A 26,975-nucleotide genomic window follows, 5' to 3' on the forward strand; every position below is an offset into this window, starting at 1 on the left:
GTGGGGGGCTGGTGAGGGGGCTACTGAGGGGGCTGCCCGGTCGGGCCCGACCAGATGGCCTCGGCGTATCCGACGCCCGGCGACATCTCCGCCTTCGCCGTCCCGGCCGCCTCCGGCGGCAGGTCGAAGGCGAACGTGCCGGTCTTGGACTTGCCGGGGTGCAGGGCCCCGCGGAACGAGACGGGCACGTCCCCGTCGAAGACGTTCTGGACCTCGGCGTCGTCGGCGTCCATGAAGCGCGGGATCGCGTACAGGGAGTCGAACTTCTCCTTCGAGCCGTTCGTCATCGTGATCTTCACCGTGTACGTCTTGTAGCCGTCGGTGTGCCCGGCCGCGGTGCCGCTCGCGGTGTAGGGCTCGGGCTTGCCGACCTTGATCGATACGCCGTTCGGGTACGTGTAGGTGGTGCCCCACGCCTTGGGCTTCGCGGCCTCGGCCTCCTCCCGCGCCTCGGCGGCACGGGAGGCCTCCAGCTCGGCCAGCCGCTTCTCCGCCTCGGTGGGCTCCTTGTCGGTGGGCTCGTCCGAAGGGGCGTCCGAGTCATCCGAGGGGTCGTCAGAGGAGTCGTCCCCGCCCGACACCTCGATGATGGAGCCCTCTCCGTCGCCCCAGTAGTGGCCCGCCACGAGCAGCGTCCCTCCCGCGCCGGAGAACAGGAGGCCGACTCCGCCCAGGATCGTGCCGGCCAGGGCCATGCCCCGGTTGGTGGCGAGGCCCTTCTTGGCCTGACTCAGGCCGATGAAGCCGAAGACCACGGCCAGTAGCGCCGGGATCCAGCTCAGCCAGAAGAAGATGACCAGGATGCCGAGGACGCTGCCGGTGATGCCCAGGACCAGGGCGGTGACGCCCATCCCGTTGCGCGGGGCCTGCGCCGGGTACGGCATCGGGGGGTGGCCGTACGGGGAGTGGCCGTACGGGGGGTGGCCGTACGGGGAGTGCGGGGCGGCGCCGTAGGGGTACGGCGGGTATCCCTGAGCGGCCCCCTGCCCGGCCCCCTGCCCGTACCCCTGATCGGCCCCCGACGGGTCCGGGGCGATCCCCGACGGGTCGGGGGCGGACTCTGACGGGTCAGGCTCCCGGTCCGGCTCCGGGCTCGGGGTCGACTTCACGAGATCGATCGGCTGCTTCCGGGGCTCCCCCTGGGGCGGCGCCCACGGGTCCGGTTCGGAGGGGGTGGGCGGCTGGGGCATGCGTGGTCCTCGGAGAGTATGGGGCAAGGCGAATACAGGTTCGACTTTTCGATTCCTGGCGACATTACAGGGCCCCCACCCGGCCCCCCACGCCCCTTTTACGGTCGCCGGGGCCGGGGCGGCAGGCCCTGTGGGTCCGCCGCCCCGTGCCCCGGCCGCTCGGCCGTCGGCTCAGCGCCGGTACCCCAGCACCGTCATCATCCCGGACTCCGAGTGGTACACGTTGTGGCAGTGGATCATCCACAGGCCGGGGTTGTCCGCGTCGAAGTCCACCGTCAGCCTGCCGTTCGGCAGGATCACCGCCGTGTCCTTGCGCGGCCCGCCGGGTGTGTTCGCCAGGGCGAAGGTGTGGCCGTGCAGGTGCAGCGGGTGCCACATGGCGGTGGCGTTGGTGAACTCCAGCCTGACCCGCTCGCCCGCCTCCACCGGATGCCGCTGGTCGGGCGCGTACGGCTTGCCGTCGAAGGCCCAGTCGTACTTCGCCATCCCGCCCGTCAGTCGGATCCGGACCGTGCGGTCCGGCCTGCGCGCCGGGAGCGCCACCGCGTCGGCCGCGCGCAGCCTGTCGGCGGTCAGCAGCCTGCCGGACAGCTCGCGCGGGCGCACGGAAGCGGCGGGCGCCGCGCCCGGAGCCGTACGCAGCAGGGCCAGCGCCGCCTCCTTCTTGCCCTCGGCGACCGCGGTGAGCGGGAAGACCCCGTCGCCCGCCGTGACCAGCACGTCGTACCGCTCGCCCATGCCGAGCAGCAGCGCGTCCGTCTTCGCCTCCCGCACCGGGAAGCCGTCCGTGTGGGTGACCGTCATCTCGTGGCCGCCGAGCGCGACGCGGAACGCGGTGTCGCCGCCCGCGTTGACGATGCGCAGCCGGATGCGGTCCCCCGGCTCGGCCGCGAAGGACGAAGGGGCCTCGGGCGTACGGCCGTTGATCAGGTAGTGCGGATACGCGACGTCGCCCGCGTCGCCGCCCAGGACGTCGCTCCTGGCGCCCATGAGCATGCGGGAGGGCGAGGGCTCGGGCTTCTCGGGGGACCGCGCGGACGACCGCGTCATCCCGTGCCCCGTCATCCCGTGCCCCGACATGTCGTGCCCCGAGCCGTGGTCCATCCCCGCGCCCGCGCCCATGCCCTTGCGCAGCTCGGCGAGGACCGCGTCCGGGGTGGAGCCGTCCACCCCGTCGACCCAGTCGTCGAGCACGACCGTCCACTCCTTGTCGTACTTCAGGGGCTCCTTCGGGTCCTCGACGATCAGCGGCGCGTACAGGCCGCGGTCCTGCTGGACGCCGGAGTGCGGGTGGAACCAGTACGTGCCGGGGTGCGGCACCTTGAAGCGGTACGCGAACTCCGCGCCGGGCTTGACCGGCTGCTGGGTCAGGCCCGGCACGCCGTCCATGTCGTTGCGCAGCGCGAGGCCGTGCCAGTGCAGGGAGGTGGCCTGGGGGAGGTGGTTGGCGAGGGTGAGCGCGAGGGTGTCGCCCGCGGTGACGCGGACCTCCTTGCCGGGCAGCGCGTCGCCGTACGCCCAGGTCTTGACGGTACGGCCCGCGCCCAGGTCGACGGTGGCGGCGGTCGCCGTGAGCCGGACCTCGCGCACGGGGCCTGGCCTGCCGCGCTTCGCCTCGGCGGCGGCGACCTCGGGGCCCGCGGGGTCGACGAAGCCCTCGGGCGCGGCGCCCTGTCCGGAGCCGGAGCCGGAGCCGGAGCCGCTGCCGTGGCCGGCGCCGTGGCCGCCGGACGTGGCGGACTGGCCGGAGCCGCCCGACCCGTCGGAACAGGCGGAGAGGACCCCGGTCCCGGCGATCGCGAGACCGGCGCCGAGCAGGGCGCGGCGGGTGTGCTGGGTGGAACGCATGACGGAGTGCACCTCGTGTGGGTGTGGGTGATCTGCGGATGGCGGGGGAGCGCGCGGGTGCGGGTGCGGAGCCGGTCGCTCCGCGGGCACCCGTACGCACTCCTCCTAGATCCGCAGCACCGACAGCCGGGCGAGGGCGGTGCGCGTGGGCGGGGGATGGGGCCACAGCGCGTGCGGCAGGCGCGTCGGGGCGGCGGGCGCGGTGCGCGAACCGGGCGCACGCGCGGCGAGCAGCATCCGTACGAGCAGGGCCGCGCCCCAGGCGACGAGCACGGCGAGGCACACGGAGAGCGGGTCCATGCCGGTGCCGCCGGAGTCCGCGCTCCCGAACCGGTCGCCGGGGGTGCGGTGCTCTACGCCGAGAGCGGTGCTCTGGCCCGCCGGGAGAGCACCGCTCGCGACGTGAGCACTGTTCGCGACGTGAGCACCGCTCTCGTTGTAAGCACCGCTCTCGTTGTGAGCACCGCTCGCACTGCGAGCACCGCCCATGTCGAGAGCACTGCTCGCATCCAGAGCACCGCTCACGCCGAGAGCACCGCTCACACCCAGAACGCCACCCGCACCGAGAGCACCGCTCTCCGTAACAGCGCCGGAGTGCCCCGGCCCCGCCCCGTGCGACCCCGACGGATGCCCCACCGTGTGCATCGTGACGATCCCGAACAGCAGCGCGACGAGGAGCAGCAGCCGCTGCCCGTACCCCGTGCTCCCCGTTCCGTCCGCCATGCCGTGCACCCTACCCCCACCGGGTATCCAGCGGCGCGCCGGTCGACATGCGGGCTCCGTCCGCCCCGTCGATCATGGCCCCATGACGAGCACGGATACGGCCGAGGGTCAGGTCCAGGACGACGGGACCAAGCGGCAGTTCATCTCCTGGGTGACCCTCGCGCTGATGACCACCGCCTCGGTGGCGAGCCTGCGCCCCTCGCCCACCATGGCGATCTACGGCCTCGCCGCGATCTTCCTCTACCTCCTCCCCGCCGTCGTCTTCCTGCTCCCCACCGCACTCGTCGGCGCCGAGCTGGCGTCCGGCTGGTCGGGCGGCATCTACCGCTGGGTGAGCGAGGCGCTCGGCAAGCCGCTCGGCTTCCTCGCGGTGTGGTGCCAGTTCGCGATGACCATCGCGTACTACCCGAGCCTGCTCGCGTACGTCGCGTCGACCTTCGCGTACGTCATCGATCCGAGCCTCGCCGAGAACGGCCTGTACGTGGCGATCGTGATCGTCACGATCTACTGGACCGGGGTGTGGGTCTCCTCGCGCGGCACCAGGACCGTCGCGGGACTCTCCTCGTTCGGCCTGGTCATCGGCACCCTGATCCCGGGCGTCCTGCTCGTCGTGCTCGGCATCGTCTTCCTCGGGCAGGGCAACGCCTCGGCCGCGCCCATGAGCGCCGACCACTGGCTGCCGCCGTGGACCGGCCTCGCCTCGCTCGTGCTGATCGTCAACAACTTCCTCTCGTACGCGGGCATGGAGATGAACGGCGTCCACGTCTCGTCGCTGCGCCACCCGCGCAGCGAGTACCCGCGCTCGATCTTCCTGGCGACCGGCCTCGTCCTGTTGATCTTCATCCTTCCGGCCCTGGCGATCAGCTGGGTGATGCCGTCGAGCGAGCTGAGCCTCACGGCCGGTCTGATGCAGGCGTTCCAGGCGTTCTTCGACCACTTCTCGGTCGGCTGGATGACCAAGGTCGTCGGCATCATGCTGGTGATGGCCGCCCTCGGCGGCATGCTCACCTGGCTCTCGGGCCCCTCCAAGGGCCTGGTCGCGCTCGCCCGCCAGGAGGGCTACCTGCCCCCGGCGCTCCAGAAGGTCAACAAGAACGGCGTGCCGCAGAACATCATGATCGCGCAGGGCGTGGTGACGACCCTGATCGGCCTCCTGTACGCGTTCAGCGACAACGTCTCCAGCGCGTACTGGATGTTCTCGGTGATCACGGTCCAGATCTACCTCCTCGCGTACCTGCTGATGTTCCTCGCCGTGGTGAAGCTGCGCACGACCCAGCCGGGCGTGGAGCGCGGCTTCCGGGTGCCGGCGGTGAAACTCGTCGCGGGCACGGGCTTCGTCGCGTCGGTCGCCGCGCTGTTCATCGGCTTCGTACCGCCGGACAACTACAGCAGCGGCCCGCTCTGGCGGTTCCTGCTGATCGTCGGCGGCGGCCTGCTGGTGCTCGGCCTGGCCATCCCGCTGGGGCTGCTGAAGTTCCGCAAGGCGAGCTGGGTGCACCCGGACCACCGGAGCGACCCGACGCGGGGCAACCCCGAGATCGAGTGAGGCGCTCGGGCCGGGGGGGCGGGGGGCCGGGGTGACCCCTTCCGGGTACGGCTCCGGGGGCGGACACGACCTGCGGGGGCGGCTCGTGACAGGCTGGCCCGAGGTACTCGCGCGGTCGGCGGTGGAGGAGGAGCGGTGGCGTCCACGGGGGAGTTCATACGGGTCGGAGGGGTGGCGCACCACGTGGTCGTCGAGGGCGAGGGCCCGGTCTGCGTGCTGAGCGCGGGGCTGGCGATGAGCTGGTTCGACTGGGACCCGGTCGTCCCGCTGCTCGCCCCCCGGCGCACCGTCGTCCGCTTCGACCGCCCCGGCCACGGCCTCTCCGCGCCCGCCGAGGTCCCGCCGTCCGCGTCCGGCGAGGCGCACCGCATCGCCGGGCTCCTGGACGCGCTGGGGCTGGGCAAGGAGCGGGTGACCGTCGTCGGGCACTCCATCGCGGGGTTCCACGCGGAGGCGTTCGCCCGGCTGCACCCCGGGCGGACCGCCGGGCTCGTGCTCGTCGACTCCAGCGTCGAGGGCCGCGCGCGGGCCCCGCGGGCGCCCGCGCTGCGCACCGCGGCGGCGCGGGCCGTGGGGGCGGCGCTCGGCGCGGCCGGGGCGCCCGCCGCGCTCGGCCCCCTGACGCGGCGCGCGACGGTCCGGCTCTCGCGCACGGGCGGGGGAGACCCGGCGGCCGCCGAGCTGGTACGGCGGTGCTACGCCACGTCCCGCGTGCTGAACGGGGCGCTCCTGGAGAACACCCACTACCGGGCGGTCGCCGCGCAGGTGCTCGCGCTGCGGGCGGCCCGTCCGCTGCTCGCGCCCACGACGGTCCTCGCGGCGCCGGACAGCCGCCGCTGGACGACCCGGCAGCGGGAACTGGCGCACCTCCTGGACGCCCGCCTGCGGATCGTGCCGGGGGCGGGCCACCTGATGATGCTGGACGCGCCGGAGGCGGTGGCGTCCAGCATCCTGACGACGCCGCGCCCCTGAAAGGGGGCGCGGGGAACTGCGCGGGAGCGGGGCACACGCGGAACGCGCCCACCGGCCCCGCGCAGCGGGCCGACCCCCACCCCTGTCCGCCCCGCCCCGTCCGCCCCGACACTCCGCCCCGCCGCCCGCGGGCCTCACCCCGTCGCGTACACCTTCTCCACCCACCCCGCGATCTGCTCCTCCGACAGGTGCCGCGCGAGATCCGCCTCGCTGATCATCCCCACGAGCCGCTTCTCCGCCACCACCGGAAGCCGCCGGATCTGATGGCTCTGCATCTCCTCCAGCACCTCCTCGACCCCCGCCCCCGCGTCGATCCAGCGGGGCGTCCCCTTCGCCATGTCGCCGCAGGTGACCTTCGACGGGTCGTGGCCCATCGCCACGCACCCGACGACGATGTCCCGGTCGGTGAGGATGCCGACCATGCGCCCCTCGTCGCCGTTGGCGGAGATGGGCAGCGCCCCGAGGTCGTGGTCGCGCATCACCTGCGCCGCGCGGTCCAGGGTCTCGTGCGAGGAGATCCAGTGGGCGCCCGCGTGCATGATGTCTCGTGCGGTGGTCATGGGGTGGTCCTCATCTCTCGATCACTCGTCTCTCGATCCGGGGGACCACCCCATCGTCTGTGGGCCGTTCGGCCCACGCGACCGCACTCGCCCAAACGGGTCAGCCCCGGGGCTTCGCACCCCGCTTGACCAGCATCTGAGCCATCAGGTCCAGCTCGGACCGCTGGGCGTCGACCATCCCCCGGGCGAGTTCGCGCTCGACGCCGACCGTGCAGAGCCGTACGCAGCCCTCGGCCATCGCGACCCCGCCCTTGTGGTGGTCGGTCATCAGCTGGAGGTACAGCACCTCGGCTGCCCGTCCGCTCGACGCCCGCAGCCGCGCGAGCTCGGCCTTGGTGGCCATCCCGGGCATGAGCGAGCCCTTCGCGCCGCCCGCCGAGCCCTTCGCGCCGCCCGCCGAGCCGGTCGTGCCGCCCGCCGAGCCGTTGGCAGCGCCCGACGAGCCGTGCATGTCGTGCCCGGAGTGCGCCCCCGACCCCGGCCCCGACCCCGACCCCGATCCCGACGCCGCTCCCGATCCCATCCAGGCCATCGGCGCACCGCTCATGGACACCTTCGGCAGCCCCCACAGGTCAAGCCACCCCAGCATCATCCCGCGCTGGTTCGCCTGCGTGTTGGCGATGTCGTACGCCAGCCTGCGGACCTCCTCGTCGCGGGTGCGGTCCCGGACGATGAACGACATCTCCACCGCCTGCTGGTGATGGTCCGACATGTCCCGCGCGAACCCCGCGTCGGCGGACGCCTCGCCCGGCGTGTGCGCCGCGTGCGCGCCGGACCCGCCGTCGCCGTCCTCCCCGGCGGTCGCCACCGTCGCCGCCCCGGCGAAGAGCAGCGCGAGCACCACCGCGATCGCCGCGGCCCAGTGCGTACGGGTCAGGGTCACTTCTCCCCCATCCCGTTGGTGCAGGGCGCGCCCGGCTCGGGGGTCTGGGCGCCGCGCACGTACTTGGTGAAGAACTGGTCCACCCGCGGGTCGTCCGCGCTGTCGACCGTCAGCTGCTTGCCCCAGGCGCTCAGCATGATCGCGCCGGCCTGGTCGGGGACCGGGCTCATCAACGAGAACGTCGTCTTCTCGACCTTCTCGCCCAGCTTCTTCACGTCGGCCTTGGGCGCCTTCTCGTTGTACGTCACCCAGACCGCGCCGTGCTCCAGCGAGTGAACCGCGTTCACATCGGGGACCGGCTTCTCGTAGACGTCGCCGTCGCAGTTCATCCAGACCTGGTTGTGGTCCCCGCCGACCGGCGGCTTCATCGGGTACGTGACGGCCTGCTGCACGTGGTTGCGGCCGAGCTTCTTGGCGTCCCAGCTCTTCTCGGCCGAGATGGGCTGCTTGGCCATCGTCGCGACCTTCTCCTGCTGCTTCTCCTTCTTGTCGGACTCCTCAAGCAGCGCGTACGAGCCGTAGCCGACGAGCCCGGCGACGACGACCACGCTCAGTCCGATGGTGATGAAGCGGTTGCGGGTCTCGCGCGCGTGCTCGGCCCGGCGCGCCTCGGCTATGCGGGCCCTGCGGTCCATCTTCTGGTTCTTGGAAGTCATGGGGGTGAGGTCCTTCTGTCGTATATGTGTGCGAAACGGGGATCAAGGAGGGGCGGTCCGGGGCATGCCGGGCCGGGCCCTCCTAGGTCCGCAGCACTTGAAGGACGTGCAGATCCGGCGCGCGGGGCCGGGCCGCCCCCTCGGGGACGGCGACGGACGCCGGAGACGGGGGGACGGCGCCGCGGGGCAGCTCGCCGCCGCCCGCGCCGGGGTCCAGGAGCGGGGCGGTGAGCACGGCGGGGCCCGAGCGCGGGAAGAGCCGGCAGTCGTCGGTGTCGAGCGGACAGCTGAACCGCTCGGCGGTGCCGACGGTCGCGCCTGCGGCCGGTTCGTCGACGGGGTGGTGGCCCGCCGGAGCCGTACAGAGGAAGAGGGCGGCGAGCAGCGTCGCCACGGCGAGCACGAGGACGGGCCCGGAGGCGGCCCCCGGAACGGTCCCCGTGCGACGCGCGGTGCGCGTGTGACGCGCGACGCGCGCGCTGCGGATGTGCCGCGTACCCCCCATGGGCGCTGATGGTAATGGGCGGGGGGTGCCGCAGGTCATACGGGTGCGTAATGTGGCCGAAACCCCGGGTGGCGATACTGACGTTCATCCGCTGCGCAGGGGCGGTGGTGCACAACCCGTCTGAACTGCAAGGATGTGGCACATGGACAAGCAGCAGGAATTCGTGCTCCGGACGCTCGAAGAGCGCGACATCCGCTTCGTGCGCCTGTGGTTCACCGACGTGCTCGGCTTCCTCAAGTCGGTCGCGGTGGCCCCCGCCGAGCTGGAGCAGGCGTTCGACGAGGGCATCGGCTTCGACGGCTCCGCGATCGAGGGCTTCGCCCGGGTCTACGAATCGGACATGATCGCCAAGCCCGACCCCGGCACGTTCCAGATCCTGCCGTGGCGCGCGGAGGCACCGGGCACCGCCCGGATGTTCTGCGACATCCTGATGCCGGACGGCTCCCCGTCCTTCGCCGACCCCCGCTACGTACTGAAGCGGATCCTCGCCAAGACCTCCGACCTGGGCTTCACCTTCTACACCCACCCGGAGATCGAGTTCTTCCTGCTGAAGGACAAGCCGCTGGACGGCTCCACCCCGACGCCCGCCGACAACTCCGGCTACTTCGACCACACCCCGCAGAACGTCGGCATGGACTTCCGCCGCCAGGCGATCACCATGCTCGAATCCATGGGCATCTCGGTCGAGTTCAGCCACCACGAGGGCGCGCCCGGCCAGCAGGAGATCGACCTGCGCTACGCCGACGCGCTCTCCACGGCCGACAACATCATGACGTTCCGCCTGGTCATGAAGCAGGTGGCGCTGGAACAGGGCGTCCAGGCCACCTTCATGCCCAAGCCGTTCTCGGAGTACCCCGGCTCCGGCATGCACACCCACCTCTCCCTCTTCGAGGGCGACCGCAACGCGTTCTACGAGTCGGGCGCGGAGTACCAGCTCTCCAAGGTCGGCCGCTCCTTCATCGCGGGCCTGCTGCGGCACGCGGCGGAGATCTCCGCCGTCACCAACCAGTGGGTCAACTCCTACAAGCGCATCTGGGGCGGCTCGTCCCGCGCGGCGGGCGCGGGCGGCGAGGCCCCCTCGTACATCTGCTGGGGCCACAACAACCGCTCGGCCCTGATCCGCGTCCCGATGTACAAGCCGGGCAAGACCGGCTCGTCCCGCGTCGAGGTCCGCTCGATCGACTCGGGCGCCAACCCCTACCTGACCTACGCGGTCCTCCTCGCGGCCGGTCTCAAGGGCATCGAAGAGGGCTACGAACTCCCCCCGGGCGCCGACGACGACGTCTGGGCCCTCTCCGACTCCGAACGCCGCGCGATGGGCATCGAACCCCTCCCGCAGAACCTCGGCGAGGCGATCGCCCTGATGGAGAAGAGCGAACTGGTCGCGGAGACCCTGGGCGAACACGTCTTCGACTTCTTCCTGCGCAACAAGAAGCAGGAGTGGGAGGAGTACCGCTCCGAGGTCACCGCGTTCGAGCTGCGGAAGAACCTGCCGGTGCTGTAGGCGCAGGTCAGCGGGCATTTCGCCGGTCACGTCGGAGGAGGTCACGGTCGCGAGTCGTGGCCCCCTCCGGCCGTCTGGCTACGGCTGGGCCGTCTGTGGGCCGTCAGGCGCCAGAGCGGTGCGCTGGAACACAGAGTCCACGGCCCTGCGGCTGCGTCCTTCGCTGCTCGGCAGCAGGTGCGTGTACACGCGGAGCGTGAAGCCGGGGTCCGTGTGCCCCAAGTACGTACTCAGGGCCTTGATGTTCTCTCCAGCGTCCAGCAGTACGGACGCGTAGAAGTGCCTGAGCGCGTGCATGCCGTGCTCGCGTGCCGCCTGGTGACGCTCGCCCGGCTTGGGCTCAGGGATGACGCCGGCCGCTACGAGAGCGGGCTTCCAGAAGCGAGTGTTGAAGTCCGTACGCCGCACGGCCCCGCCTCCGTCGGGGCGGACGAACAAGAGCCGCTTCGTGATCAACTCCCCATCAGGGCGCAGCCACGGCAACGTGACGTCAACGGGCGGGTGATCCTCCATGTGCTCCTTCAGCGCATGTGCCACTGAACCAGCGAGGGGCACGTCTCGCTCCTTGCCACGCTTCGGCGGGCCGAACACGAGCTTCCCGCCCGACACCTTCACCTGACAGCCGACATGCAGCCATCCGGTGTCGAACCCGATCGCATCGACCGAGAGACCGAAGATCTCGCCCTGTCGCAGGCCGCATCCGCCGCCCAGGTCGACGGCGGCGCGGTACTGCTCCGGGAGCGCGGCACGAACGGAGAACGCTCGTTCCGCTGTCCACGGGACGACACGACGGTTGCTCGGGCCAGGCACATGGACGGTGCTTGCCTTGCACGGATTCCGGTGCAGGTGGTCGTCCTCCACGGCCGCCGTGAACACCCCGGACACGGAGGCGAAGATGACGCGCCGGTACGACGTGGCGGGCACCGCGCGTTCCAGCTCGCTGAGCCAGTCACGGATGTGCTCGGGCTTGAACGAGCCGAGCGGACGCGATCCCAGGTACGGGATGGCGTGGCGCCGGATCTGTACGCCGACGGGCTCCCTGGTGGTCTGGTCGGTCGTCTGCGACTTGAGCCACTTCTCGGCGTACTGGCGGAAGGTGATCCGGCCTGCCTTCGGATCGATGTACCGGCCGCTGTCCATGTCGGCCTTGGTCTTCGTCAGCCATTTCTCGGCGAGGCGCTTCTGTCCGTCCGGGAAGCTCTGCGACTTCTCGGTGCCGTCGGGGCCGACGTACCGGGCTCGGTAGCGGAGGCCGGTGCCGTAGCGGTCGCTCTTGACGCGGATGGTCCTACCGTCGGCGTCGGTCTCGGTCTTGTACCAGCGGTCTTGGATGTGGCCAGCCATGCGGGCTCCTGTCGGGCATGGGGCAGGGGCGCGCCCGACGAGGGTGCGCCCCTGCGAGGGGTGGGGTGCTCAGGCGACTTCGCCCGCGGCGAGGCTCGTGGCCCAGGCGTGGACGTCGGTGGGGTCGTAGCGCAGGTGCTTGCCGACGCGGAAACCGGGCGGGCCGGTGCGCTTTTTGCGCCAGGCGTAGACGGTTTCCAGCGGGACGGAGAAGAGGGCGGCGATGTCCTCGGGGGTGAGGTAGCGGTCTGGGAGACCGCCCCGGAGGGTGGCCGAGGCTGCGATGGGCATGGGTTCCTCTCGCAGGGCGTCTTGGGGCCTGCGTCTGTCCGAGGTTGGGATTTCTGCGTCACAGCGTCATGTGCGTCAACCGCGCTCGTGACCTGCGGTCTTTCGTGACACAGCGGGGCGCGGGATGTGACACGGGTGACGCGGGCGTCCGTCACGGGTGACGCGGGTGACGCGAGGTGACGCAGGATTTCGGGCTCTGCGTCACGCTCGTCGCCGCAGGTCAGCGGCCGTCTGGTGTGACGCGGTGACGCAGGTGACGCAGCGCTTCCCTTCTTAGGAAAAGAGAAGGGGCGTCTGTTGGTGGTGGGGTGCGGCTCAGCGCGCGAATGCGGAGCCGCGACGCGGCACGACCTTGCGGCGGCGGCAAGCCGCCGGAAGAGCAAGAGGAGCACCGGTCGCCCGGGCCGGGTGGTGCTCCTCTTGCCTGTGCGCGCGGCGCGACGCTGTCCGTTGGTCAGAACGCGGTTTCCTGCTGGTCCTGGTCGGGCGGCTGGGCCGGGGGCCGGGTCATTTCGATGTAGCGGGCGGTGCGGGTACGGCCCCAGTCGATGAGGACGCCGCGTGCGGCTAGGGTCGGCTGGAGCCGCTTGAGCCGGTCGGAGAGGACCTTGCCGGTGGTGGGCCATCCTTTGGGCAGGGGACGGTAGTCCTCGCCGCTGTAGAGGCCGGTGAGGCAGTGCAGCCATTCCGCCGACGCCATCCGTACCTCCGCGCCCGCGTCGAGCCCCGCGGCGTGCTTCAGGACCGTCTGCGCCAGCAGGTCGCCCTCGATGACGTCGTCGTTCAGGTCGTCCAGGCTCGCCCGGTAGGCGGCGAGCGCTCCCAGGCCCGTGGCGGTGTCGAGTTGCGCGCACAGATGGGCGAAGTCGGCCATCCGCAGGTCGGTGGGAATGTCTGCCTCACTGGCCCGTACCTTCACGGTCAGGTCCAGCAGGGAACCGAGGACGACGGGCAGGATCTCCTCGTACTCCGCCCACAGTTCGGCTTCGGTGCGCCGTACCCGGGGCCGTACGAGCCGTAGGGGCAGGAGGCGTTCGGCGAGGTCGGGGCGGATGACGCCGACGTCGATGCCGGTCAGCAGCAGGGGGCGGCGGTAGCGGGCGCGTACGACGTCGCCGTCGGTGAACAGCGCGCGCTTGACGTTCTCGCCGCCGGTGACGATGCAGCACATGGCGTCGGAGAGGTCGGGGGTCAGGTGGGAGAGGTTGTCCAGCGCGGTGACCCACCCGGCCGCGACGGCCGTGATCAGGTTCTCCTCATCCTTGGGCGCGCGGCGCAGGTCGCCGGTCATGCCCTCGATGATCCGCACGAGCATCCGACCGCCGGTGGACTTGCCCGCTCCCTGGGGGCCGGTGAGGAAGGGGGCGGGGACGGGCACGGACGGTTCCAGGCAGCCGATCAGCCAGGCGATGGCCAGGCACTCGGATTCCGCGCCCGCGAAGTTGCACAGCCGCAGCAGCAGGTCGATGCCCTTGCCGTTGGTGTCCTTGGCGGGGAGGGGGAGTTCGCCGGTGAGCTGGGTGCGCCGCCAGGACACCTCACGCGGGTCGGGCACGGTGATGTCCCAGCCGGTGGGGTGGATGCGCACGGACTGGCCGTCGTCGCGGCCCAGGTCCAGCCACGTCGCCCCGTCGAGGCCGGGCGCCACACGGATGTGCGTGGGCTGCACGTCGCGGCTGAGCGCGAGTGCTTCGATCAGGTCCAACGCCTCTTTCAGGGCGGTGCCGTTGAACACGCCGTGTCCGTCGTTGTAGAGGCCGACCATGAGTTCCTGCCGATGGCTCCCGGTCGTGCCCTGGGAGCGGATCGGGCGGGCCACGGGGTGGCCGTTGTGCTGCGCGTACACGGTGCCCTCAGTGGTGCGGAAGTACCGGAAGTGTTGCTGCGCATAGTCCGTGATGACCTCACGCGCCGGGTGCTTCTCGTCCTCGGACATGGCTCACATCCCCAGCGCGGTGCGGGCGTTGGCCCATGCGTCCGCGCAGTGCCGTGCGGTCTCGCCCTTGGCCTGCGCGGCGGTGAACAGCCGCTCTACGTGCGTGTCGGTGAGGCAGCCGCATCGGCCGTGCGTGGACAGCACGGCGAGGAAGGTGCGGTAGACGGTCGCGTGGATGCCGCTGGAAGCCTCGACGATGCGCTGTTCCGCCATGGCGATGCCGCGCTCCAGGAACACCGGCGTGCGATGTCGGCACTCCCCAGTCCCGTCCGGCGCGGTCGCGGCAAAGGGCTGCGGCGCGGCCGGTGCCGGGGTGGGCTTGCCTGGGGCCAGCTCGCGCACGGCGTTGGGCAGTGGTCCGATGCGTCCGCTCCCGGGGCTGAGCCAGCGGGCATAGGACATGCGGGACTTGACGTCCACGCCGGGGCGCACGCCATTGGCGGACGGCATCGTGCCCGCGTAGATCCAGTGCTGGCCGCGTGTGGTGGGGACGGTGCGTGTGGGCGGCAGATGCGTGTGGGCCCAGGCGATGGCCGCGGCGTTGTCGAGGTCGACGACGGTGAGGCGAGCGCCGGCGGGGTGGTAGGCGACAGCGGCGGCCTTGTGCCAGGCCGCCGTCCAGGGGGTGGATGTCAGGATGCTGAGGTCCGTGGTGGCGGCGGCCCAGCCGTGGCAGGGGCGCGGGCAGGTGCACGGACCGGCCTGCTTCATGTTCGGCCGACCGCCGCACGCGTTCTTGGTGCAGGCCTCGCAGTTCCCGAAGGGGGCTTTGCCCACACGCAGGGGCAGTACGGGCACTCCCCGGGCCGCGAGCGCCAGCGCGATGTCGAGAGGCGGGGCCGACTGGTGTGCGAGGCCTTCTCGCCGGGAGCGGTTCGGGTGCGGCATTCTGGGGGTTCTCCTGTTTCTGTCGAAGGGACGGAGAGCCGGGGCGGTCGCGGTCTTGTGGTGAGAGGCGACCGCCCCGGGCGTGTCTACAGGTCGTCGTCGGGGTCGATCGGGCCGCAGTAGCCGAGGGGGCTGGTGGCGCCGTGGGCGCGTTCCAGGGCTTCGGCCATCGCGAGCGCGTGGTGCTCGGCCTCGCGCAGGGCCGCCGTGGCGGCAGCCGTGTGCTCGGTGGGGGTGCCGTAGTCGGCGGTGAGGTGTCCGGTCTTGTGGAGGTCGGCCAGCGCCATGGCGATGTGGTCGAACGACTGAGGCAGCCGGTACGCGAGCGACTGGAAGGCGCCGATGGCGCGGTACACCGTGCCCGGGTAGGCGAGGCCGGGGTGTCCGTTACGGGCGGGGAGGGTGGCGTGGTTGAAGAGCCGGATCGCTTCAGCGGCCTTCTGCGGGTTCCGTACCGGGTCGGTCTTTCGGCTGGTCATTGTGTTCCTTTCGTGGTCAGAAGGGCGGTTCGTTGTTGGAGCCGTTGCCGGTCCACGGGTCGCGGCCCTGGCGGCGGCGGTGCAGCCAGCGTGGCAGGCGCGGCAGGGGCAGAAGGACCCAGCGGCGGTTCTCGTTCCAGCAGTGGCAGGGGTTCCAGTCGGTACCGGCGTACTCGCCGGTCTCGTAGTCGCCGTAGTCGTACTCGAAGCCGCCCGTGCCCCGGCAGTCGCGGCAGCCGGGGCGGGGCGTGTCGGTCAGGATCAGGTTCCGGCGGGGCCAGCCGGTGAGCTGGATGCGGAGGCGGGGCAGGGGGATGGGGGTCACGTGGTTTCCCTCTCAGCGGCGGGCAGTTCAGGAAGCCCCGCGTCTTGCAGCGCGCGCGGGTCGAAGCCGGGCAGAGCTGCGCGGATGGTGAGTGCGGCGGCTAGGGCTTCGGCGTAGGCGGCGCCCTCGCGGGCGACTTCGACCTGTGCGCGGGCACGGATCGCTTCGACGCGCTCCAGGTGCATGTACTGGTCGTGGCGCTCGGTGGTGTGCCGCTGGTCGGCCACCGCTTCGCGGCGGTCGGTGCGCCAGTGGCGTGCGGCCAGTCCGTAGGCGACGGCGGTGGCCACTGCCCACAGCAGCAGGGGCAGCGGCATGCTGTCGGCGTACCCGGCCACGCCCGCCAGGGCCAGCGCGCCGGAGCTGGCGAACGCGGTCCCGGCGATGACGGGATCGCCCGCGCGTCCGGCGGAGGCGAAGGCGCCGGCGGTCGCGGCCCCGGCGGCGAGCACGACCATGAGGGCCGCGTTGCCGACGCTGTGTTCGGCGCCGTTGGCGTTCCAGATCCGGCCCAGGATCAGCACCGTGGACGTGGCCACGGCGGGGGCCGCCTTGGGGGCGGCGAGTGCCAGCCAGTGGCGGGCGACGATCGGTTCGTTCACGGCCCGTCTCCTCAGAGGTTGCCGATGGCGTTGACGACGGCGGTGGTGAGGTCGGTCACCGGCTGGTAGGCGCCGGTGGCGGCGAGGTGGAAGCCGAACATGGCGGCGATGAACGCGGAGCCGTAGCCGAGGGTCTTGGAGCGGAGCAGGAAGAACAGGACGAGGCCGAACAGGGCGACCAGCGAGACGGTCATGGCCATCGGGGCTATCCCTTCTGAGCGGGCTGCTTGGCGGTGGGGGCGGGGGTGCCCCTGCGGTAGGTGCGGGCCCACAGGTTCCACAGGTGACGGCCCGTGCGTATGCGGATGCCGTGGCCGTCGCAGCGGCGGCAGTGCTTGCCGCGCTTGGGCCGTCCCGCGCGGTCGTGCTTGAGGGCGAAGCCGAGCCCGTCGCACTTGCGGCAGCGGCCGAACGGCGAGGCGGCGCACAGAGAGATGTAACCGAGCGTGAACAGCAGGAGGAAGGTGCTAGCGAACGCGGGCAGGGGCATGAAGGGCCTCCAGGGCGGGTTTTCGGGGTTTTCGCAGGTCGGACGCTTTCTGCTAGCGACCTGATCAGGTGCGGTTTGGGTTGCTAGCGGGGTCGCTTGCGCAAGCGATAGCGGGTGCTTGCGCAAGCGACCTTCCGGGGCTAGCTCGCGTCCCGCTTCTTGTCGCGCTCTGTAATCGCCTTGGTGACGGCGGAGCGGAGGATGCCGCGCTTGTTGACCGTCTTGCCGTCGATGCGGCGGCTGATCTGCTCGGTGCCGATGCCGTACGGCTTGAGCGCGCTGGTGAGCTGTTCGGCCTTGGGCTTGGGCTCCATCTCGGCCCAGGGCCCGTAGACCTCGGGGCGTGCTTCGGCGAGCCGGTCCACGATGGTCTCGGACCAGATCTTGGCCTCGCCGCGGCCGATGACGGCCGCGACGTCGTCCAGGACCGTGGCGAGCGCGGCATCGGCCGGGGCCTCGCCCACCGCGTCGCCGCTCAGGGTGCCCTCGGCCTCGCGCAGCGCCTGTGCGCGGGTGAGGATCGTCTCCGCGTCGCGGCCATCGGCGAGGTAGGTGCGGACGATCCCGGCGTCGTCAGACATGCCCTTGAGGAGTCCAACGCCCTTGTGGGACTTCAGCAGCCGCGAGGCGTCCAGCCCCTCGCCGTACGAACCGGCACCGAGGATCGTCTCCGAGACCTGGTAGGCACCGACCCGCAGCGCGAACCGGGCCTGGTGCTGGTCGCGCAGCACCGAGGGGCAGGCCGTGTCGTCCGGCTTCTGCGTCGCGGTCATCACCGAGACACCGACCGCCGGGGCCACGCGGGCGAGGAAGACCAGCAGTTCCAGGATGGTCTTCCCGTGCACGGGGTGCATCAGGTACTCCTGCACCTCATCGACCACGAACAGGACCAGCGGCATGCTGTACCGCTTGTCGCGGGAGATGGCCGGGGTGAGCTTGCCCTCCGGGCAGACGTGCAGCGGCAGTTCGGAGAGCCTGTGATAGCGGTCCTCCACGTCGGCCTTGAGCTCTTGCAGCGAGGTGACCAGGTGCATCACCGGGTCGGTCCCGCCCTGCGGCACGGTGCCGAAGCCGACGCGGTGGGCCACCTTGGAGAACTTCCGCCAGTCCGGCGACGCCTTCCCGTCGAAGACGTACAGGCGGACGTACGGATCGAGCGCCGCGGCGAGCGCGATGGTGCGGGCCGAGAACGTCTTGCCCTGCCTGGGGACAGCGCCGACCAGCAGCGATAGCCACAGCATGCTGATCTCGACCTCGTTGCCGCGCTCGTCACGGCCCCAGGGGAACGGCTTCCAGAAGTCCACCCTCGTGGCCCCGAGCAGCGGCGTGCGGCCGGTCGGCACGGCGAGCGGATCGCGGTTGGCCACCCACATCGACACCCGCCGCGAGCTGCTCACGTCGCGGTCCAGGAACACCTGGGTCTCCGCGACGTCGATGCCCGACGCGAGCGCGTCGCGCTTCTTGACCGCGTCGGAGAACGTCTTGCCGTACGGCAGGTCCACCACCACGCGCCAGCCGTCGCCGTCCTGCCGGATCGGCTGCGGGAAGGCCACGCCCTGGTCCGGCTTGGTCAGCCCGGCCGCGAGGAACGCGCGGGTGACGATGTCGGAGGTGAGCTTGCGGTGGCGGAACTTCACCTTGGCCGCATCGATGAGCGGCCGGTCGGCGGGCGTACCCGCCCAGCCCAGTGCCCCGGTCAGGGCGAGCACCGCCAGGGCCAGCAGCCAGGCGGGGGCCAGGACCCACATGGCGAGCGTCGCCCCGAGTCCGACGAACGAGGCGATGACCGCGATGATGCCGCGCAGCTTCACCCGCGCGTCGCGCTGACGCGACAGCTTGAGGTACTCGCCTGCGTCCTCCGTCCTCACCGCCGCAAGGCGGACCGGCAGGCCCTCCGCGTCGGAGGCCCACCGGCCGGTCGCGGCGACCCAGCGGAAGGCGCCGCGCGGCGCGTAGGCGATGAGCTTGGCGGAGTACACCGGGGTCCGCACCAGGTGGTACAGGCTGGTCTTGCCGTAGTGGCCGGCGGCCCACTTGATGACCGCGGCCCGCTGCTTGGCGCTGGTCAGCCAGTCCGGCAGAACCGGGCGGCGGGCCTTGTCCTTGGCCTCGATGACTTCGGCGATCGACGGCGGGAACGCGTGCTTGGGCGGGTCCACCGGGTCGCCCTCGCTCACCTGCCCGTCGTCGTCCGGGTTGTCGTCGGGGAGTTCGGCCTCCCACTCACCGGGCTTCACCTCACCCGGCGCGGGCGCCGCCGACTCCCCAGCCTTCTTCTTCAGCGGGAACGGCAGCACCTCAGCCGCTCCACCGGCGCCGGACATCTTCTGGTCCGGCGCCTCTTCCTGCTGGTCAACGACCTGAATCTCAGACACGGCGGGTCTGCTCCCTCAGTGGAGTTGGAAGGGGCCCGGACGGCGCTTTGGACAGCCGACCGTCCGGGCCCCGCTCTGCGAAGTTGTGCAGGTCAAGCGGCAGTACGAGCAGGAAGAGCAGCGAGCGTCAGGAAACGCAGAGCTGCAACGGCCTGCTGGGGGACGACGCCGTTGCCCAGGGCTTTGAGCTGGGCGGTGCGGGAGAGGCCGGGCACGTCGGTGACGTGGCCGGCGGGCAGACCCATGAGCCATTCGACGAAAGCGGGGTTCAGTCGTCCCAGAGCATCAACTGGCCCGGGACTCCGGCGTCCGAGGACGGTTTCCCAGCGCGCGACCGCCGGGCCGTACTCGCCGAAGTCGGTGCCGGGTTGGGCAGGAGCGTCGTCGCGTCTGTCAGGGTCCTGCCGTACCCGCTGGCGTAGGGCGTTCCGTCCGGCCGGTGGTTCCGGGTCCCGTTCGAGTCCGCGACGGTCGGCGTGGGCAGCAGGTGCGCCACCTCCGCCGCCAGGCATTTGCCGTGCGTCCCTGCCTGCTGCGAGGGGGTGCGTCGGGTCTGCCGGTTCTCGTTCTCCGATGCCCGGGGCGTGGGCAGCAGCGAGACGATATGCCGCAGGTTCATCCCGCCCTGCGCCGCGTGTCCGGGACCGGTGTTCTCCGAGGCCGACGGGGTCGGCAGCAGCGAAGCGACGGCCGTCGGGAGCTGGCCCGTCTGCCCGCCCCCACGCCAGTCCCTGGCCGCCGGAGTCGGCAGGCCACGCGAGGACGAAGAGACGTTTGCGCTGGTGGGCGGCGCCGACGTCGGACGCGCGAAGAGTGCACCAGCGTGCATCGAACCCGAGGCGGGCAAGGTCCCGCAGGACTTGGTCAAATCCAAGCCGAAGGTGGTTCGCGACGTTCTCAAAAATCGCGAGTTGGGGTCGTAGAACGCGAAGGGCACGGGCGATGTCCGGCCAGAGGTGGCGTTCATCAGAGGTTCCCTTCAGACGGCCGGCGAGGCTGAACGGCTGGCACGGATAGCCGCCGCAGGCGATGTCGACCGGCTCTAGGTCGTGCCAGTCGACGGCTGTGATGTCCCCGAGATTGCGCACCCCTGGGTGGCGGTGGGCGAGGATGCGGCCCGCTCCGGGATCGTTGTCTGCGACCCACGCCAGCGAACCGCCGAACACCGCCTGGACGGCCATGTCCAGGCCGCCGTACCCGGTACACAGCGAACCGATCCGAAGGCCCATCACGCGGCCAGCCGCTCGTTACGAAGGTCGTGCACCCGGGCGTTGACCCACCCGACCGACCAGCCGCACAGCTCCGCCGTCTGCCGCACCGGCATGTCCACCGCGAGCGCGGCAGCCACGATCCGGCGGGCCTCGTCCTCGGGCAGCTTGCCCTCGGCAGGGCCCCGGCTCAGCAGCGCGGCGCGTTCACGCTCGGCCCGCTCCCGGCGTTCACGGCGTTCATGCTCAGCCGCCTGGGCCCGCTCGCGCTGTTCCGCTTCCGCGCGCTCGCGGGCCTGGCGTTCACGCGTCTGACGCTCGCGTTCACGCTGTTCATGCTCGCGTTCACGGCGTTCACGGACCGCCCGCTCAGCAGCCTCCGCCCGCTCACGGGCTTCGCGCTCCTCACGGCGGGCACGTTCTTCGCGCTCGGCCTGTTCACGGGCCAGGCGCGCTTCGTGGTCGCGTTGTTCACGGGCCAGCCGCTCCGCGTGCTCGCGCTCCTCACGGGCCTCGGCACGGGCCCGCTCGGCACGCTCACGGGCCGCCTGTTCCCGCTCCTCACGCTCGGCCTTCTGCCGGGCTTCCAGGGCGCTGAGGGCCCGTGCGATGGCCCGCCGGTAGGCAAGGCCGGTCTCTGCCGTGACGATGAGCAGCAGCGGCGCCACGGCGTGGACGGACACTCCGACCAGGTCTTTCCTCAACGCGGAGTCGGCGGTGTTGAGCGCCAGCGTCATCAGACCGGTCATCCAGCGCAGCACCACCGGCCAGCGCCCGCCGTGCCCACCCAGACGGGCCAGCACGTCATCGAGCTTGACCACGATCACCACGGCCGCATCGACCACCAGCGGCAGGATCGGGGCCGTCCAGTCCCATGCGTCGGCGGTGTGCTTGGCCATCAGCGGCGTCACGGTGAGGACGGAGAAAAGCATCGCCCCCGACACGATCAGCCACGTGCCGACCGACAGTGCCTTCTCCGCTGAACGGATATGAACAGTGTTCACGCCGTGCCCCCCACCGGTTCCGCGACCGGGGTGAGCGAACCGCGGAAGCCACGTGCCGCAGGGTCGTACGTGAACGCCGACAGCAGCCATTCCGCATCCGCCCAGAACGTCCGGACCGGGCCCCAGGCCGCGTCTGCCGGGGCGCCGTGGGTGGCAGTGTCGGCGTAGGCGTCCTCGCGGCTGTGGTAGACCATCCACGGGGTGCCGTAGTGCACGAGCACGAACACCTGCCGCGTCGGCAGCAGCGCCTCGACGAGTTCCTCGCGCAGGCGCCGCCGCTCGATGTCCTTCAGCAGAAGCTCTTCCTCAGCGGCCCCCAGTTCCTCCAGGGCACCGGAAAGGAGCGCACCGGCCTCAGCCGCGGCCGACTCCGCGCGCTCCGCGCGGCCAGTGACATCGAACAGCTCAACCGCGTGCCGGGCGGACGCCTTGCCCGCGGCCTCGGCCGCCTGGCGGGCCCGCTCGAACGCGGCCCGCGTGTCGGCTTCGAGCAGCGCGAGGCGCTTCTTCGTGACGATACGGATCATGCCGCCACCCCCTGGCCGCCCCCGGTGCCGGGACGACCGGCACGACGGCCGTTGACCGTCCCGTGCTCCGGGGCCAGGTCGAGCGCGTTGAGCCACGGTGCGCCGAAGCGCTTGGCCCGGTACATCTGCTCATCGGCCAGCCGCAGCAGCTCCGACACATCCAGCGTGTCGACCGCAGGGTCGAAGGCGACCGCACCGATCGACGCGCCCACCGTGAGCGCATGCCCGTCGACCTGCACGGGCCGCTCCAACGAGCGGGTCAGCTCCGTCAGCGTCCAGATCAGATCGTCACGGCTCAGCACCCGGGCCACAGTCGCGAATTCGTCGCCGCCCAACCGGACCACCGTCCCCGAGTGATCGTCGGCCCACTCGCGCAGCCGCTGCCCCGTCGCGCACAGCAGCGCGTCCCCGGCAGCGTGCCCATGGGTGTCGTTGATCTGCTTGAACCGGTCCAGGTCGATCAGGTAGACCGCGCTGCGCCCGCCGGCCAACGTGCGCTGCGCGAGCTTGGCGAACGCGTCGCGGGTCAGCAGACCGGTCAGCGGGTCGCGGCGCGCGACCTCGATGCGGCGGCGCAGACGCAGGCTGTGCAGGGACCATCCAGCCGCGAGCGGAAGCGCTGCGGCCAGAGCCGTCATGGCCTCGCTCATGCCGCCACCGCCCGGCGGGGCGAGCGCCGCGGGGCGGACGACGCCAGCGGGACGGCGAGCAGCTCCGGGGCGTACGCCTCGATCGCCTCGCTCGCCACGCGAATCGCGTCGTCGGGGAAGCCGGGGTTGTCGGCGAGGATGTCACGGGCCGCGTCCAGACGGGCGGCCCGCTCCTCCTCGCTCTCGCCCTCCACACCGAGCCACAGCTCGACCGGCGTACCAAGGGCGAGTTCAACGAAATCGGTGTCGCTGACGGCCTGATGGCCGCCGATGTAGGTACGCATCGTGCTCTCCTGAGACCGAAGGGACAGCGGGCAGGAGCGGCCGTGGCCTTGTGGTGAGAGGCGGCCACCCCTGTGCGTGCAGCCGTACCGCGAGCGCGGAACGGACCGTGCCCCGGCCGGGAGTCGAACCCGGCCTGCGACCATCGGGGCGGTTGATCGGTGCTGGTCAGGACATGCCTGTGATGGCCAGCGCGGCGATGACCAGGGCGGTCAGGTGGGCGGTCTGGTCGACGTGGGCGGCGCCGCCGTGCTGGGCGAACCCGGCCTGCCGTGCGAGCGTCATCCAGCGGGCCACCGGCCAGCGCCGATCGATGACCGCATGCGTGGCACCGATCCAGAGGACTCCGGCCGCCACAGCGATCAGGTTCAGATCCAGATCGAGCACGGCGGCGCCGACCGCGAGCGCGACCAGAGTCACGGCCACGTGCGTCAGGGCGTGGGCGAGGTTCGCCCGCCATCCGCAGGCTCCCGCCCCGGCCTTGTGCGCGGCCTGATGGTCCGTCTGGAGCGGATAGTCCGACAGCAGGTGAGCGACGTAGAGCAGGACGAACAGCGATGCGAACATGGGCTTTCTCCCTGATCTGTAGCGGGTTGGGGAGGGAAGGGGCGGCCGGTCGCCTGGCAGTGAGTCGGCCGCCCCGGCTCGATTACTGGTCCTGGTCGCGACGCTGAACGAGCTGGATGGCCATACGCGGGAAGTCCGCGACGCCGTCGAAGTGCTCGAACGCCACCCCGTAGATCGCCACGGCCTGGATCATGTTCCGCAGGACCGAAGCGGCATCCGCCATCTGCAACGGGGTCGGCTTGTGGGCCGGAGCGAACAGGGCGGCGGCAGCACCGATACGGCGGCCGATCTCGTCAAGCTGGTTCTGGTCCACGGCACATCCTTGAGCTGGAGGGAACGGAAAACCCCACGCCAGAGCGGCAGGGGCAGCGCCCCGACCGGGAGTCGAACCCGGCCTACGACCATCGGGGCGGCATCGCTGCGGCGCGGCGCTAGCCGCCGCGAAGCAGTCGAAAGGGCGACCGGTCGGCCCGCCACGTTCACGGACCACGAGGGTGAAGCGGCGCCGCCATGCCAGTCGTCACGGCCGCGCCCATCGCTTTCGTCGGTTCACTTCCACACCTCCACGTCGCTGAACAGGGGATACGCACTGCAAGGGGGACCTGCGTCCCCACTCTCCGGCCGTTGCTCGCGGTCGCCGGGCCACCTCGCCAGTACGGGCCGAAACCCTGTTCCACCTGGCCTTTAGCGGGGTTGCAGCGTCCCCGCGCCATGCAGTTCAAACGGGTCTTGCAAGCACTCGCAGTCGGATTCGCCGACCGCGTGATGCAGTACCTGTATTACAGGTACTGCATAGGGGTGTCGTCAAGTGGAGCGTCGAAACTTCTTGGCTTCGCGCCGGAACTTCTTGGCGCACCATCAGAATCCCCGCAGGTCAGGGGCCTTGGTCACCTCATCCGTGGACACCTTGAGGGCATCTCGTTACCGTCAAGAAATCCCAAGACGTCCCATGGGGAGGGCGGATGTCCAACGAGCGCTTGCGGTCGGCCCTGTTAGCTCAGGGCCTGACCGTCCAAGAACTGGCGGATGCGATCGAGGTCAACCCGAAGACCGTCGAACGCTGGATCACGCAGGGCAAGGTGCCGTACCGACGGCATCAGTACGCGGCGGCGACCGTGCTCAAGGTCGACGTGACGACCCTCTGGGACGACTCCCGCACGGCCGAGAGCGCCATGGACCTGAGCAAGGCGGAGATCGTCACCGTCTACCCCCACCGCCACATGGTGCCCACGGACCTCTGGCGGGAGATGTACGCGCGTGCGGCGGCGCACATCGACGTGCTCGTCTACGCCGGGTTGTGGCTCTCCGAGGACCCCAAGTTCCTCGACCTGCTCAGGTCGAAAGTGCAGGGGAACACCCAGGTGCGCATCCTGCTCGGGGACCCGGACTGCGCTGCCGTGGAACAGCGGGGCGTCGACGAGGGGCACCGCATCATGGGCGGCAAGATCCGCAACGCCCTGATGAACTACCGCCCGTTGTTCAAGAGCCACCCCGAGATCGGGTTCCGGCTGCATGACGCGACGCTCTACAACTCGCTGTTCCGGGCGGACGACGAGATGTTGGTCAACACCCACGTCTACGGGATCGGCGCGTACATGGCCCCCGTCCTCCACCTGCGCCGACTCCCCGGGGGCGGGCTCTTCGACACGTACGCGAATAGCATCGAACAGACCTGGGGAGGCGCGCGCCAGGTGACCGAGCACGACCTCACGGGAGTCTGACCATGGGACGCATCGACTACCTGCACGACCCCGACGCACCGCCGGCCAACTCGGTCGTGCCGTCCGTCGTTGCCTTCGTGCGGAACGACGCCGGGCACGTGCTGATGATCCAGCGCTCCGACAACGGCCGGTGGGCGCTGCCGGGCGGCGGTCACGACGTGGGCGAGTCCATCAGCGACACCGTGGTGCGCGAGGTCTGGGAGGAGACCGGCATCAAGGCCCAGGTCGTCGACATGTCGGGGATCTACACCGACCCGGGGCACGTGATGCTGTACGACGACGGCGAGGCCAGGCAGCAGTTCAGCATCTGCTTCCGGGCGCGGCCGGTCGGCGGTGAGATCCGTACGAGCGACGAGACGACGCAGGTCCGCTGGGTGGACCCGGCGGACCTGGCGACGTACGACGTGCACCCCACGATGCGCCTGCGCATCGAGCACGCGATGGACAGCGGCCGGTCCGCCCCCTACATCGGCTAGCGCTTCGCCGCGGCGAGGCGTTCGAGCACGCGGGCCGTGCTGGCGAGGATCTCGGGTTCGGCGCGGCGGATGAACGTGCCGATGAGGCTGTCGGACCCGTACCGTCCGGCGATCTCGTTGACGCGGTCGACGGGGTTGGTCGGCGTGCCGTCCGGAGTCGTGTTCATGTCGCAGAAGCAGAGCGCGTCCGCGAGGTGCGGGAGCTCCCGGGGGAACTCCTCCTCCAGCTCGTCCCGCAACCCGCGCGCTTCCGCTTCCATCCAGGCGCAGGAGTGGTGAGCCACGAGCCGCTGCACGCGTACGTCGGCCCGTGCGACGTCGCGCAGGTACCGCGCGCCGTCCAGCGGGTGGAAGCCGGTCTTGGCCAGGCCGGGGGAGTATCCGATGTCGTGCAGGACGGCGGACGCCTCCATCAGTTCGGCGTCCTCGCCGAGGATCGGCGCGAGGGAGCGTGCCCGCTCGGCGACACCAAGACAGTGCTGCCAGCGACGTGGAAGTGGCTGTGCGAGCAGCGATTCGGAGAGTCGGTAGGCCCATGCGGTCAGCCCGTCGGAACTCACGATCGGTCCGGTTCCTCTCGGTTCGGTACGGCGCGTACGGTGCGGGCCTTCCCCTGACTCCCTGCGGAGAGCAGCCCCTTGGCCTCCAACTGGTCCAGGGCTCTGCGCACGGTCGGCCGCGACACGTCGAAGCGCGCGCACAAGGCCGTAGCACTCGGGAACTTCGCCCCCACGGACAGCCCGTCCTCGGTGATCACGGCGGCGATACGGTCGGCCAGCGGGCGACGATCGGTCGGCTCCCCGTCCCGTACCACTCGCCAGCGCGCTCCCGGAACGGGCTCGGCAACGCCTTGCTCGCGCAGCGCGTTGAAGGCACGCAGGGCTACGCCCCGGGAAACTCCGTGGGTCTCCATCACGTGAACGGCCGAAGGCAGCTCGTGCATGTTCGGGTCGTCTGCGATCTGTCCCTTGATGGCGTCCACGATCTTCAGATACGTCCCGCGAGGACTCACCTGCTGCGACACGAGCGCTCCTCCCGGCCAGAGGAGGCGTAATACCGAACCATCCCCACCTGCGCGGAGCGAACAGCGAAGACCATCGTTCGGGCAGGGCTGCCTGCGGAGCACCCCCGCGCGCGTGGGGATCGCCCACCCGCGTGTTCTCGTGAAGCCGGGACTGTGGGAACACCCCCGCACGCGCGGGGACCACATCGTCTGAACACCTAACGCCTCCGCGTCTCGGGAAAAGCCCCGGGTGCGCGGGGACCGCGTCGAGCGCGACCCCACAGCCGAGGTCTGTGCGGAACCACCCCCGCGTGCGCGGGGGACCACCAGGACCTCATTCAGCCTACTCACGTGTGTAGGGGATCATCCCCGCATGCGCGGGGACCACTCGGCGGCGTCGCCGAGGGCGTCCTCGGTGAC

Annotated in this window: 31 protein-coding genes and 1 CRISPR repeat array (1 of these 32 cut by a window edge); of the genes, 5 read left to right on the forward strand and 26 right to left on the reverse strand. The window is 71.1% G+C overall.

Going from position 1 to position 26,975, the window contains the following annotated elements; translation table 11 throughout:
* Positions 1-20: 20 nt before the first annotated feature.
* The 3 genes from ACIBNE_RS10875 to ACIBNE_RS10885 all read right to left on the reverse strand — a co-directional run bounded on the left by ACIBNE_RS10875 (position 21) and on the right by ACIBNE_RS10885 (position 3,761).
* A complete protein-coding gene (locus tag ACIBNE_RS10875) occupies positions 21-1,190 on the reverse strand; it encodes a DUF4190 domain-containing protein (RefSeq protein ID WP_399271143.1) in 1,170 nt (389 codons plus the stop codon).
* Between the two features lie 171 nt (positions 1,191-1,361).
* Positions 1,362-3,038 carry a multicopper oxidase family protein gene (locus ACIBNE_RS10880; RefSeq protein ID WP_399271144.1) on the reverse strand — a complete coding sequence of 559 codons (1,677 nt, stop codon included), beginning with the start codon at positions 3,036-3,038 and terminating at the stop codon, positions 1,362-1,364.
* Between the two features lie 105 nt (positions 3,039-3,143).
* On the reverse strand, positions 3,144-3,761 hold the full coding sequence (locus ACIBNE_RS10885) for a hypothetical protein (RefSeq protein WP_399271145.1): 618 nt from the start codon (positions 3,759-3,761) through the stop codon (positions 3,144-3,146).
* Positions 3,762-3,843: 82 nt separating this feature from the next.
* Between ACIBNE_RS10885 and ACIBNE_RS10890 the strand changes: the two genes are divergently transcribed.
* Together ACIBNE_RS10890 and ACIBNE_RS10895 are read left to right on the forward strand one after the other, a co-directional pair.
* The gene (locus ACIBNE_RS10890; protein ID WP_399271146.1) at positions 3,844-5,307 is read left to right on the forward strand and encodes an APC family permease; all 1,464 of its coding nucleotides are present in this window, start codon (positions 3,844-3,846) and stop codon (positions 5,305-5,307) included.
* A gap of 135 nt (positions 5,308-5,442) precedes the next feature.
* Entirely contained in the window at positions 5,443-6,279 is an 837-nt protein-coding gene (locus ACIBNE_RS10895) for an alpha/beta fold hydrolase (protein WP_399271147.1), read from the forward strand.
* Between the two features lie 134 nt (positions 6,280-6,413).
* On the opposite strand, the gene ACIBNE_RS10900 is transcribed toward ACIBNE_RS10895, so the two are convergent.
* The 4 genes from ACIBNE_RS10900 to ACIBNE_RS10915 all read right to left on the reverse strand — a co-directional run bounded on the left by ACIBNE_RS10900 (position 6,414) and on the right by ACIBNE_RS10915 (position 8,883).
* Entirely contained in the window at positions 6,414-6,839 is a 426-nt protein-coding gene (locus ACIBNE_RS10900) for a CBS domain-containing protein (protein ID WP_399271148.1), read from the reverse strand.
* A gap of 100 nt (positions 6,840-6,939) precedes the next feature.
* On the reverse strand, positions 6,940-7,716 hold the full coding sequence (locus ACIBNE_RS10905) for a DUF305 domain-containing protein (protein WP_399271288.1): 777 nt from the start codon (positions 7,714-7,716) through the stop codon (positions 6,940-6,942).
* A gap of 2 nt (positions 7,717-7,718) precedes the next feature.
* Positions 7,719-8,378 (reverse strand): DUF3105 domain-containing protein, encoded by a 660-nt coding sequence (locus ACIBNE_RS10910; protein ID WP_399271149.1) that lies wholly within the window; start codon positions 8,376-8,378, stop codon positions 7,719-7,721.
* Positions 8,379-8,460: 82 nt separating this feature from the next.
* A complete protein-coding gene (locus ACIBNE_RS10915; protein WP_399271150.1) occupies positions 8,461-8,883 on the reverse strand; it encodes a hypothetical protein in 423 nt (140 codons plus the stop codon).
* 142 nt (positions 8,884-9,025) lie between these two features.
* Here ACIBNE_RS10915 and ACIBNE_RS10920 point away from each other — a divergent pair, with 142 nt between their 5' ends.
* Positions 9,026-10,387, forward strand: coding sequence for a glutamine synthetase family protein (locus ACIBNE_RS10920; protein WP_399271151.1), 1,362 nt, complete (start codon positions 9,026-9,028; stop codon positions 10,385-10,387).
* A gap of 78 nt (positions 10,388-10,465) precedes the next feature.
* On the opposite strand, the gene xerC is transcribed toward ACIBNE_RS10920, so the two are convergent.
* From xerC to ACIBNE_RS11005, 17 genes are all read right to left on the reverse strand, one after another.
* Entirely contained in the window at positions 10,466-11,731 is a 1,266-nt protein-coding gene (xerC, locus tag ACIBNE_RS10925; RefSeq protein WP_399271152.1) for a tyrosine recombinase XerC, read from the reverse strand.
* Between the two features lie 69 nt (positions 11,732-11,800).
* Positions 11,801-12,022, reverse strand: coding sequence for a helix-turn-helix domain-containing protein (locus tag ACIBNE_RS10930; RefSeq protein ID WP_399271153.1), 222 nt, complete (start codon positions 12,020-12,022; stop codon positions 11,801-11,803).
* A gap of 454 nt (positions 12,023-12,476) precedes the next feature.
* A complete protein-coding gene (locus tag ACIBNE_RS10935; protein ID WP_399271154.1) occupies positions 12,477-13,958 on the reverse strand; it encodes an ATP-binding protein in 1,482 nt (493 codons plus the stop codon).
* A gap of 3 nt (positions 13,959-13,961) precedes the next feature.
* A complete protein-coding gene (locus ACIBNE_RS10940; RefSeq protein ID WP_399271155.1) occupies positions 13,962-14,846 on the reverse strand; it encodes a bifunctional DNA primase/polymerase in 885 nt (294 codons plus the stop codon).
* Between the two features lie 86 nt (positions 14,847-14,932).
* Positions 14,933-15,325, reverse strand: a complete 393-nt coding sequence (locus ACIBNE_RS10945; protein WP_399271156.1) for a hypothetical protein — start codon at positions 15,323-15,325, stop codon at positions 14,933-14,935.
* A 16-nt stretch (positions 15,326-15,341) separates the two neighbouring features.
* Positions 15,342-15,650 (reverse strand): hypothetical protein, encoded by a 309-nt coding sequence (locus ACIBNE_RS10950; protein WP_399271157.1) that lies wholly within the window; start codon positions 15,648-15,650, stop codon positions 15,342-15,344.
* On the reverse strand, positions 15,647-16,252 hold the full coding sequence (locus ACIBNE_RS10955) for a hypothetical protein (protein WP_399271158.1): 606 nt from the start codon (positions 16,250-16,252) through the stop codon (positions 15,647-15,649). The genes ACIBNE_RS10950 and ACIBNE_RS10955 overlap by 4 nt, the downstream gene beginning before the upstream one ends.
* An 11-nt stretch (positions 16,253-16,263) precedes the next feature.
* Positions 16,264-16,452, reverse strand: a complete 189-nt coding sequence (locus ACIBNE_RS10960; protein ID WP_399271159.1) for a hypothetical protein — start codon at positions 16,450-16,452, stop codon at positions 16,264-16,266.
* A gap of 5 nt (positions 16,453-16,457) precedes the next feature.
* On the reverse strand, positions 16,458-16,742 hold the full coding sequence (locus ACIBNE_RS10965) for a hypothetical protein (RefSeq protein ID WP_399271160.1): 285 nt from the start codon (positions 16,740-16,742) through the stop codon (positions 16,458-16,460).
* A 140-nt stretch (positions 16,743-16,882) separates the two neighbouring features.
* Positions 16,883-19,117 carry a cell division protein FtsK gene (locus ACIBNE_RS10970; protein WP_399271161.1) on the reverse strand — a complete coding sequence of 745 codons (2,235 nt, stop codon included), beginning with the start codon at positions 19,115-19,117 and terminating at the stop codon, positions 16,883-16,885.
* A 92-nt stretch (positions 19,118-19,209) separates the two neighbouring features.
* The gene (locus ACIBNE_RS10975; protein ID WP_399271289.1) at positions 19,210-20,346 is read right to left on the reverse strand and encodes a DNA cytosine methyltransferase; all 1,137 of its coding nucleotides are present in this window, start codon (positions 20,344-20,346) and stop codon (positions 19,210-19,212) included.
* Positions 20,346-21,329, reverse strand: a complete 984-nt coding sequence (locus ACIBNE_RS10980) for a DUF2637 domain-containing protein (protein ID WP_399271162.1) — start codon at positions 21,327-21,329, stop codon at positions 20,346-20,348. Before ACIBNE_RS10980 ends, ACIBNE_RS10975 begins: the two co-directional genes overlap by 1 nt.
* Positions 21,326-21,856 carry a hypothetical protein gene (locus ACIBNE_RS10985; protein WP_399271163.1) on the reverse strand — a complete coding sequence of 177 codons (531 nt, stop codon included), beginning with the start codon at positions 21,854-21,856 and terminating at the stop codon, positions 21,326-21,328. The genes ACIBNE_RS10980 and ACIBNE_RS10985 overlap by 4 nt, the downstream gene beginning before the upstream one ends.
* Positions 21,853-22,506 carry a GGDEF domain-containing protein gene (locus ACIBNE_RS10990; protein ID WP_399271164.1) on the reverse strand — a complete coding sequence of 218 codons (654 nt, stop codon included), beginning with the start codon at positions 22,504-22,506 and terminating at the stop codon, positions 21,853-21,855. Before ACIBNE_RS10990 ends, ACIBNE_RS10985 begins: the two co-directional genes overlap by 4 nt.
* Positions 22,503-22,790, reverse strand: a complete 288-nt coding sequence (locus ACIBNE_RS10995) for a hypothetical protein (protein WP_399271165.1) — start codon at positions 22,788-22,790, stop codon at positions 22,503-22,505. The genes ACIBNE_RS10990 and ACIBNE_RS10995 overlap by 4 nt, the downstream gene beginning before the upstream one ends.
* A 166-nt stretch (positions 22,791-22,956) precedes the next feature.
* Positions 22,957-23,355, reverse strand: coding sequence for a DUF3307 domain-containing protein (locus ACIBNE_RS11000; RefSeq protein WP_399271166.1), 399 nt, complete (start codon positions 23,353-23,355; stop codon positions 22,957-22,959).
* Positions 23,356-23,437: 82 nt separating this feature from the next.
* Positions 23,438-23,668 (reverse strand): hypothetical protein, encoded by a 231-nt coding sequence (locus ACIBNE_RS11005; RefSeq protein ID WP_399271167.1) that lies wholly within the window; start codon positions 23,666-23,668, stop codon positions 23,438-23,440.
* Positions 23,669-24,317: 649 nt separating this feature from the next.
* On the opposite strand from ACIBNE_RS11005, the gene ACIBNE_RS11010 reads away from it, so the two are divergent.
* The gene (locus ACIBNE_RS11010; RefSeq protein WP_399271168.1) at positions 24,318-25,076 is read left to right on the forward strand and encodes a helix-turn-helix domain-containing protein; all 759 of its coding nucleotides are present in this window, start codon (positions 24,318-24,320) and stop codon (positions 25,074-25,076) included.
* Between the two features lie 2 nt (positions 25,077-25,078).
* Positions 25,079-25,552, forward strand: coding sequence for an NUDIX domain-containing protein (locus tag ACIBNE_RS11015; protein ID WP_399271169.1), 474 nt, complete (start codon positions 25,079-25,081; stop codon positions 25,550-25,552).
* On the opposite strand, the gene ACIBNE_RS11020 is transcribed toward ACIBNE_RS11015, so the two are convergent.
* Both ACIBNE_RS11020 and ACIBNE_RS11025 read right to left on the reverse strand, forming a co-directional pair.
* Positions 25,549-26,112 carry an HD domain-containing protein gene (locus ACIBNE_RS11020; RefSeq protein ID WP_399271171.1) on the reverse strand — a complete coding sequence of 188 codons (564 nt, stop codon included), beginning with the start codon at positions 26,110-26,112 and terminating at the stop codon, positions 25,549-25,551. The genes ACIBNE_RS11015 and ACIBNE_RS11020 overlap by 4 nt on opposite strands.
* Positions 26,109-26,576, reverse strand: coding sequence for a GntR family transcriptional regulator (locus tag ACIBNE_RS11025; RefSeq protein ID WP_399271172.1), 468 nt, complete (start codon positions 26,574-26,576; stop codon positions 26,109-26,111). Before ACIBNE_RS11025 ends, ACIBNE_RS11020 begins: the two co-directional genes overlap by 4 nt.
* A gap of 94 nt (positions 26,577-26,670) precedes the next feature.
* Positions 26,671-26,975: a CRISPR direct-repeat array (repeat unit 29 nt); it runs 286 nt beyond the window's last position.

Source organism: Streptomyces sp. NPDC050504, assembly GCF_044458065.1.
Taxonomy (GTDB): Bacteria; Actinomycetota; Actinomycetes; order Streptomycetales; family Streptomycetaceae; genus Streptomyces.